8 protein-coding genes are annotated in these 8,830 nt (G+C 66.0%); 4 read left to right on the plus strand and 4 right to left on the minus strand.

Features of this window, described 5'->3' with window-relative positions; all coding sequences use genetic code 11:
- Positions 1 to 204: 204 nt before the first annotated feature.
- The 4 genes from ACWDKQ_RS33755 to ACWDKQ_RS33770 form a co-directional block, all read right to left on the minus strand.
- Positions 205 to 375 carry a hypothetical protein gene (locus tag ACWDKQ_RS33755; protein WP_450142822.1) on the minus strand — a complete coding sequence of 57 codons (171 nt, stop codon included), beginning with the start codon at positions 373 to 375 and terminating at the stop codon, positions 205 to 207.
- A gap of 1,069 nt (positions 376 to 1,444) precedes the next feature.
- Positions 1,445 to 1,846, minus strand: coding sequence for an IS110 family transposase (locus ACWDKQ_RS33760; RefSeq protein ID WP_450142829.1), 402 nt, complete (start codon positions 1,844 to 1,846; stop codon positions 1,445 to 1,447).
- Between the two features lie 224 nt (positions 1,847 to 2,070).
- Positions 2,071 to 2,322, minus strand: coding sequence for a hypothetical protein (locus ACWDKQ_RS33765; protein ID WP_450142823.1), 252 nt, complete (start codon positions 2,320 to 2,322; stop codon positions 2,071 to 2,073).
- Between the two features lie 542 nt (positions 2,323 to 2,864).
- Positions 2,865 to 3,233 carry an NAD(P)H-binding protein gene (locus ACWDKQ_RS33770; protein ID WP_450142824.1) on the minus strand — a complete coding sequence of 123 codons (369 nt, stop codon included), beginning with the start codon at positions 3,231 to 3,233 and terminating at the stop codon, positions 2,865 to 2,867.
- Between the two features lie 468 nt (positions 3,234 to 3,701).
- On the opposite strand from ACWDKQ_RS33770, the gene ACWDKQ_RS33775 reads away from it, so the two are divergent.
- The 4 genes from ACWDKQ_RS33775 to ltrA all read left to right on the plus strand — a co-directional run bounded on the left by ACWDKQ_RS33775 (position 3,702) and on the right by ltrA (position 8,716).
- The gene (locus ACWDKQ_RS33775) at positions 3,702 to 4,682 is read left to right on the plus strand and encodes a thiamine pyrophosphate-dependent dehydrogenase E1 component subunit alpha (RefSeq protein ID WP_450142825.1); all 981 of its coding nucleotides are present in this window, start codon (positions 3,702 to 3,704) and stop codon (positions 4,680 to 4,682) included.
- Complete coding sequence (locus ACWDKQ_RS33780; protein WP_450142826.1) at positions 4,679 to 5,692, plus strand: alpha-ketoacid dehydrogenase subunit beta; 1,014 nt, start codon at positions 4,679 to 4,681, stop codon at positions 5,690 to 5,692. Before ACWDKQ_RS33775 ends, ACWDKQ_RS33780 begins: the two co-directional genes overlap by 4 nt.
- The gene (locus ACWDKQ_RS33785) at positions 5,689 to 6,864 is read left to right on the plus strand and encodes a 2-oxo acid dehydrogenase subunit E2 (protein WP_450142827.1); all 1,176 of its coding nucleotides are present in this window, start codon (positions 5,689 to 5,691) and stop codon (positions 6,862 to 6,864) included. Before ACWDKQ_RS33780 ends, ACWDKQ_RS33785 begins: the two co-directional genes overlap by 4 nt.
- A gap of 823 nt (positions 6,865 to 7,687) precedes the next feature.
- Entirely contained in the window at positions 7,688 to 8,716 is a 1,029-nt protein-coding gene (gene ltrA / locus ACWDKQ_RS33790; RefSeq protein ID WP_450142828.1) for a group II intron reverse transcriptase/maturase, read from the plus strand.
- Positions 8,717 to 8,830: the final 114 nt, after the last annotated feature.

Below are 8,830 nucleotides of genomic sequence, written 5' to 3' on the forward strand. Positions count from 1 at the left end.
CCGCTGGCCTGCTCGTTTATTGGTCTGGAGACCCGGCGAAAGTCGTTCAGGATTGGAAAATATGATCATTGCGTCGTGGCCGGTTTACGCAAAGCAGCTTGTTGATCTCGCAACCAACAGCCTAGTCCGAAAATCAATGGTGAGCGGGCAGGCGGTAGCGCCCGGCGGAGCGAAGCGGAGCCGGGTTCGTGGTGATGTGCTGGGTCAGGCGGCTGGGGTGAGGGTGACGGCGTAGCCCAGGGCTTCGAGTTGGCGGATGTGGTTGCGTTTCTTGTGATCGCCGGCGATGCGGGTGTCGTAGAAGTCGGGCCCGAGGTCGTGGTGGCGGGCGTCGGGGTCGGCCAGCAGGTGCCCAATGATGATCAGGATGCGCATGTCCCGCCAGGAGCCTGTTGCGTTTTCGGGTTTGTCCGTTTGGGATCATGGTGGGGTGGCGAAGGGGTTCCGGCGGGTTGATCGTGATCAGCTGCGGGTCATCTGGCGTGGTTTGTGCTGGATGTTGTCGGCGAGCTGGATATCGAGCCTGTTTGTGCCCGGTATCAGCTGGGTGGTGCGATGACCCGCGGGTGCTGCTGGGGTTGTTGGTTTATTCGCCGCCGCGCTGGCGCAAGGACGCCCACCGCCGCTGGGGCGGCGGGTCAGTGATCCCGAGGGCGGCAAACGGATGAAGAAAGCCCGCGCCGCGCTGGAGGCCGCGCTCGCCGCGGCGGAGGCCACCAGCGACAACGACCGGACCACAACCAGCAACAACGGCAACAACTACAGCAGCGGCGGTAAGAAGGAGAACACGCCGCCGCAGCGCAACGTCACCGATCCCGACAGCAGGATCATGCCTACCTGTGGGGGCTGGATCCAGGCGTTCAACGCCCAGTTCGCGGTCTCGGCCGACCATGTCATCACCACGCTGGGACCCAGCGACAACCCTGCTGATACCGGCGAGTTCGCGGACATGCTCACCCGCACTCAGGCCACCGCCGAGTGGCTCAACGCCCACCGCGACACCCCTGAGGACATCGGCACGGCCCTGTTCGACGCGGGTTATTTCAGCGAGGACAACCTCAACCATCCCGGGCCGGACCGGCCGATCGCGCCAGGGAAATCCCACCATATCCAGCGCGAGGCCGCTACCAACCCCACCAGCGGCCCGCCCCCTGAGGACGCCACCCCGTCGAGGCCATGCGGCACCGGCTGCGCACCCCCGAAGCAGCCGAGCTCTACAAGAAACGCGGCGCCACCGTCGAACCTGTCAACGGCATCATCAAAGACCGCTACCGACTCCGGGGGTTCAGCCTGCGCGGCCTGGCCGCTTGCCTCGGCGAACTCAACCTCACCGCCGCAACCCACAACCTCCGCCGCCTGTCCACCACCCTCCACACCACCACAACCTGAACAGGGGGTGGGCCACCGGCCCACCCCCTGTTCAACAACCACCACACCCCAAACCTCAAACCGCAACAGGCTCCCCGGAGACCCCGAAAATGTCCGAAGCCACCCCGATAACTTGGTGCAGGCGTCCTCCAGCAGTTTCTCGACCCGGTTCTTCTCCGCGGTGCGGGTGCCCGACCAGATCGATGCGGTAGCGGGTGACATCCCGCAACCGGCGGATCTCGGGTGGGGGCACGAAGCTGGGGCGCAGCATCTGGCGTTCGGCGACCTTGCACAGCCACACCGAATCCAGGCGGTCGGTCTTCGGGCGGCCGGGCAGGTGCTTGACGTCTTTGGCGTTGACCAGCCAGGTCTCAAACCCGGCTGCTTCCAGCAGGTAGAAGATCGGCTTCCAGTCGGGTAGCGGCGGCGCATTGCTGCGCCGCCGCCCCCTAAGGAACCGGCCGTGCCCGCTTTCCAGGCAACCGGCTCGGGCAAGCCCTGAAGGTGCGAAGCTGCTGGTTCACTGCGGGTGCCGTCTGGGGGACGACCTCGGCAGTGGGTGTTGGTTGCACCACCTTGGAAGCACCGGCGATTTCCATGTCGGCGTACCGTCAGTTCGCGGTGATTCAGAACGCGGAGTTAGGGGTATCGGTCGGATGAGGACCGGCAGCAGCTGGGAACCTCGGCGACCTCCACGCTGTGCTACTTCTCGACGACGGTGACCTTGGCGGTTTCCCGTGGCGGCGCGTGTTCGGGTAGTTCCACGCTCCCGCCTTGGTGAGTGCGTGTCTCGCGAATCATGTCGCGTATCTCGCGCAAGAATAGGGCTTGAGCCATCGTCGCCCAGTACAGAGCCTCATCCTTCGGTTTGATCTGTTCGGCGGCTGCCCGCGCCCGGGCAAGAGCTTGGTCTGGCTCGGTGACGATCTTGCTGGTCTTTTTGTCCTTGGCCATAACCACGTTCTACCCGCGGCTGCGATCATCAACACCCGACGACCATTGCCTGAGCTCGTCACAGCGCTCTCGCCGGTGATCGGCGCGCTGGGCGCGATCTCGGTCGCCGCAGTAGCTCTGTTGTTGCTGGGGGAGATCGTCGTTCCTCGCCAGTGGCGATGAGCTGGGGCGTGGTTTGGCGGTACCCGACTGGGGAAAGACGAATGGGCGTGACTGCATGATGATGCAAAGAGGAGCATGAGTATGTCACAATAGGGCCGCTGCCCTATCTGCGGGGACTACCTTCTGCACGCCGGCCATCAGCCAGCATCGCCCACCGAATGGGAGCAATGGCTGGCCGCCACCCGTAAAGCGATCATCAAACGCGCGATCGCCACAACGGACGGCGGGACCCCGAACGATCATCAAACCGTCTCATACACGTCCACTGTCAACGGGAAACCAACAGCTCCATTGGCAACCGTCCAAAACGGATTCAGCCCGCCAGCTTGCCCTCGCGGCTTGCTTGAGCCGTGTGCGGCGACGAGTCGCATGCACGGTTCTCAGGGGGGACCGCCGCAGCAATGCGGCGGTCCTACCCGACCCGGAGGTGCGATTCCTCCGGCCACCCGACCAACTACCGCCCTGGCCGTCTTCGCCGCATCCACCACGGCCTTGTGCTGCGGGACGCGGCGGCCGACCTCGCTACCGGAGATCTGCAGCACTTTGTCTGCCCCATCAAACGCGTGGGTCAGGGTGTCGGGACGGTCATAGTCGGCTTCACGAATCTGTACGCCCAGTGCCGCGAGTGCGCTCGCCTTCTGCGGCTCGCGCACGGCCGCAACGACTTGCTGGGCGGGTACCCCACGCTGCAGCACGGCATCAATGACGAGACGGCCGAGCTGGCCGGTTGCTCCGGTGAAAACGATCATTATGCGTTCCTTCGGTCGCCGCTGGTGAAACCGTCCTTTATTTGCCGCCCAAATCAGCCATACCGATGATCAGCCTGTGAACTCCGGACACCTTGAGAGTGCCCTTTTGGCTCAAAAATCCTGCACAAATTGCCCTCGGTCAAGCGGCGTTGCACTAGCGGTGTGCTTACGTTCGTTCAGCGCAACTCGAATTTGAGAGTGGCTAGCGTCGGGTATGCCGATGCGAACAATTCCTTGGAGTGCGGTTTGTTGGCTGACATCAGACTCCACGCAGAGCAGCCTTCTGTTGCGCCCACCTCCAAGGGCGTAGACGTCGAGCGCACCATCGCCTGGTACCACGGCATGCGACGCCTCCCATCCGCTGGGAACGCCGCGACGACATCCACGAGGCCGTTCCTCGCCTGGCCACCTGAATCATCCGCTACCGACACATCAAAACCCTTTGTTAGGAACTCTAAGGAGACGACTGTGGCCAGCGCAGCACCCCATCTCATAGGCGGCAGCACCACTGCGACGGAGACCACGGCACCCCGGCCCCGGACAGCCGCGGAGCCCCTGTCGCGGCTACCGGCCGAGGACCTCGACACCCTGCTGATGATCCGTCACTTCGAACTGGCCGTGCTGGAACTGTTCTCGCAGGGTCTGCTGCACGGCACCACGCACACCTGCCTCGGGCAGGAGTACATTCCCGTCGCGCTCTACGCACTGCTGGACGACGGCGACTACGTCTTCAGCAACCACCGCGGGCACGGCCACTACCTGGCCCGCTTCCGGGACCCGCACGGCCTACTTGCGGAGATCATGGGGCGCGAGGGCGCCGTGTGCCACGGGGTGGGCGGCAGCCAGCACATCTACCGCGACCGCTACCTGTCCACCGGCGTACAGGGCGAGAGCCTGCCGGTGGCCGCGGGTGTCGCCCTGCACCTGCGACGGGCCGAGCCCGGACGGATCGCGGTGGTACACATCGGCGACGGCACGTGGGGCGAAGGCGCGGTGTACGAGGCGCTCAACATGGCCCAGTTGTGGCGGCTGCCCCTGCTGGTCGTGGTCGAGAACAACAAGATCGCCCAGTCCACTCCGACCGAGCGGCAGATGGCTGGCACCATCCAGGCGCGCGCGGCGGCCTTCGGCATCCGGCACCACCACGTCACCTCTCATGATGTCGTCCGGGTGCGCCGGGAGTTGTCCGGCGTGATCGACGACATCCGCACCCAACACCAGCCCTTGGTGGTGGAGTTCACCACGAACCGCGTGGGCCCACACAGCAAGGGAGACGACTCCCGCCCCGCCGAGGTGATACGGCACGCGGCCGCGCACGACTGGTACCACCGGTACGAGCAGCAGCACCCGGAGCATTTCGCCGTGGCGGACCGGAGCCAGCGACTGGCGATCGCCGAGGTCGTGCGCGAGGTCCAGGCCCGCCCCGCGTCCCGCTGGGAGCACTCATGACCAGGCCGGAGCGGGTGATCGGCAACCTCAACCGGGCCCTGCACACGCTCCTCGACAACGATCCCCGCGCCTACGTCATCGGCGAGGACATCGCCGACCCGTACGGCGGCGCCTTCAAGGCCGCCCGGGGCCTGTCGGACCGCCACCCGGAACGGGTGATCTCCTCGCCGATCAGCGAGGGCGGCATCGTGGGCGTCGCCGCCGGGCTCGCCCTGACCGGCAACCACCCGGTCGTGGAAATGATGTTCTCCGACTTCGCCGCCCTCGCCTTCGACCAACTCCTGAACTTCGCCAGCAAGTCCGTGTCGATGTACGGCCGCACCGTTCCGATGAGCATGGTGGTCCGCTGCCCCACCGGCGGCAACCGGGGCTACGGGCCGACCCACAGTCAGAGCCTGCAGAAGCACTTCATCGGCATCCCCGCGCTCAGCCTGCACGAGATGTCGCCGTTCCACGACAACGCGGACGTCCTCACCGCCATGCTCTCCCGCGAGCGGCCGTGCGTGCTGTTCGAGGACAAGACGCTCTACACCCGCACGATGCACCAGGGCGGGGTCGTCGACGACCTCTTCCGGTACGAGCTGCTCGACGACCCGAGCCGGACCGCGCGTGTGTTCCCCGTGGACTGCGCTGACCCGGACTGGATCATCCTGGCTCCCGGGGGCCTGACCGAGCGAGCCGTCGCCGCCATGCGCACCCTGCTGCTGGAGGAGGAAGTCACCTGCGAACTCCTGGTGCCCTCCCGGCTCTACCCGTTCACCGTCGAACCGCTGCTCGCGACGGTGTCCCGCGCCCGCCGCATCTGTGTCGCAGAGGACAGCGCGGCAGACGGCACCTGGGGCGAAATGCTCGCCCAGCAACTGCATGAGCACCTGTGGCGAAGGCTGGCCCGCCCCGTACTGCTGCTCAGTGCCCAACCGAGCGTCATCCCCACCGCCGCCCACCTGGAGCACACCGTCCTGCTCCAGGCGACCGCACTCAGCCGCGCCCTCACGGAGGCTTCCCAGTGATCAGCGTCAAGCTGCCCACCCTCAACACCAACGACGCCAGCTACGTCTTGGTCGAATGGCTCGCCGAGCACGGCGCACGCATCAAGAAAGGGCAGCCGCTGGTGGTAATCGAGACCTCCAAGGCCCAGGAAGAGATCGACAGCACCGCCGACGGCATCCTGCACACCCTCGTCGCAGGCGGCGCTGACTGCCGCCCCGGTCAGATCGTCGCCCACCTCTTCGCCTCGGCGGACGAACGTCATGCCTACCTCTCCGCACCGGCCGACCCCACCGCACGGCCGGAGCCGGCAACCGATGCCGGCCTGACGCTCACCAAGGCGGCGCGCGCCCTCGCGGACCAGCACGGCCTGACCGACAACGAACTGCGCGGACTGGGCCGAACCGTGATCCGCGCAGCCGACATCGAAGCGCTGCTGCCACGCCCCGCGCAAGCCGGTGCCCCCACCGACCGGCAACTGTCGGCGCAGCAGCGGGCGGTGGGCGCCGTGGTCACCGAGTCGATGCGCACCATCCCGGCCGCCTCCGCCTACGCCAAGGTCGACGTCGGCCAGGCTCAGGACCTTGCCCGGCAACTGCGCCGGCGCACCGGCAGCTTCGTCTCCCTGCTCGGCCTCCTCATCAAGTCGGTGGCAGACCAACTCCCGGCGCACCCAAGCCTGTTCACCCGGCTCCTCGACGACGGCACCATCCAGCCCGCCCCCTGCGCACACGTCGCGGTGGCCGTGGACGCCGGAAAGGGCCTGTACACCCCGGTCGTACACAACACCGCCGCGCTGAGCGTCGCCCAGATCGCCGACGTGATAACAGGATTTCGCGACAAAGCCGTCCGCGGCACTTTCCGAGTCGACGAGCTCACCGGCGCCAACATCTTGATCGCTCCGCACACCGCCGACGGTGTGGTCTTCGCCACCCCCATCGTCTTCCCCGGCCAGACCTGCGCGCTCTCCCTGGGCGGCATCGACGAACAGCTCGTCCTGGACCAGCGGGGCAGGCCGGAAGCCCGCCGGTTCACGTACCTCGGTCTGGTTTACGACCATCGCGTGGTCAACGGCCGCGACGCGATGGCCTTCCTTGGCGACCTCAAACAAGCACTGGAGACACCAGCCGCCCTCGCGGCCGGTACCGAAGGCGACGAGGACGCGCCAAAGAAGGCGTGCGAGCCCCCGACCTGACAGGGGGCCTCCACGCGCGGCGCGGCAGCCGGAGCACGGCGTCCGCAGCCCACGCCTCGGCATACGACTGCGGGTGCCGGGGAAGTGATCGCTGCCTATGCACCCACCTGGTCCCCCGCGGCGGGCCGAGCGTGCGCCCGTAGTCGCGTGGAGCAGGTGGCGCCGGTCCCCTATGAGGTGCGGTCCAGGGGTCGGGCTGGCAGGTTTGTATCCAGTGCTCCATGAAGGAGTTCATCCACGGCATTCGGATGCCGCTGGTGACGACAGTGATCCCGTCGAAGGACTGAGTGTGCGGCTGGTCCGGTCAGTCAGCCTTCGGCGGCGCTCCGCAATGCCGAGAAGTTAGGGCTCGGGCTCCGCCCTCAAGCGAGTGGGCGAAAGTCTGTAGTACCCCTGTTCCCTCTTTGCCAGGCTGATGTGAGACACCTCGTGTGAGTGCGGGGTTCCTGACGGAGGGCGGGATCGGAGATCCTGGTGCACGGGTCCACAATCTGACAAGCAGCCCGACCTGTCACCGCTGGCGGGTCTGGGCGACCCGGCACCGCGCCCGTCGCGCCGGGTGTTCAGCCCGGAGTACAAGCTGGCGATCGTCACCGAGTACGAGAACGCTCCCAATGGCGAGAAAGGCGCGATTCTGCGTAGAGAAGGCAGCTCGGTGAGTGCCGTTTCGGCTAGTCCCACCGCTGGAGGGTCCGTTGTGGATCTGGTTCGCGCCTTGCAGCATACGCTCTACCGGGCGGCCAAGGCCGATCCCGGACGTCGGTTTCATGCGTTGCGAGACAAGGTCTTCCGCAGAGACGTCTTGTGGTGCGCGTAGGTTGGGGTGCACCGCAATGACGGTGCGCCCGGTATCGACAACACTACCTTGGCTGACGTCAAGCAGTACGGGGTCACCCGGCTGTTGGACGAGTTGGCTTCCGAGCTGAAGGACGGTACCTACCGGCCGATGGCGGCACGCCGGGTCTTCATCCCGAAGCCTGGCACAGCTGAGCAGAGGCCATTGTCGATTCCTTCGGTGCGAGACCGTATCGTGCAGACCGCGATGAAGATCGTGCTCGAGCCGATCTTCGAGGCGGACATGTTGCCGTGTAGCTTCGGGTTCCGGCCGAAACGGTCAGCGCACGACGCCCTCCAGGTCCTCGTCGATGAGGCGTGGCGGGGCAGGCGGTGGGTGGTCAAAATGGACATCGCCAACTGCTTTTCGGCGATTCCGCATGAGAAGTTGATACAAGCTGTCGAGGAACGCGTCTGCGACCAGGCAACCCTGAAGCTTCTGCGCGCGATGCTGCGTGCTGGTGTGATGGAGGATGGTCAGGTCCGTCGACCAGTAACCGGGGCCGCGCAAGGTGGTCCCATCTCACCGTTGCTCTGCAACGTGTATCTGCACCGTATCGATCGGGTGTGGTCGACACGTGAGCACGGTGTGCTGGTCCGTTTCGCAGACGACGCGCTGGTGATGTGTAAGTCGAGGGAACAGGCTGAGGCTGCCCTGCAGCGGCTTCGGGATCTGTTGGCCGAGCTCGGTTTGCAGCCGAAGGAAGCCAAAACGCGGATCGTGTGCCTTGAAGTCGGTGGGGAAGGCGTGGACTTCCTCGGCTTCCACCACCGGCTGGTGCGATCCCGGCCCCGCGACGGACGACGGCCGGTTACCTTCCTCGCCCGCCGGCCCGCGGACAAGGCCATGCAGCATGCCCGCGATCGAGTCCGTGAACTCACGGCTCAGCACAGGCTGCTGCTGTCGGTTGAAACGGTCGTGCAGGACATCAACACGTTCCTGCGCGGATGGACCGAGTACTGCGTGTCCAGGAGGGACGCGCGATCGGATCGGAGGATGGTGGGTCTGATGGTGTGATCGTGGTGTCTGAAGCTGTTTGTCGCCTGCGGGTGTGAGTCCCGTCCCGGTAGTCGTCAGGGAGCCGGGTAGCAGACTGGCAGTGTCGGGGGGAAACGCCCGGCGCTGAAGCCC

This window comes from Saccharopolyspora sp. NPDC000995, assembly GCF_053599315.1.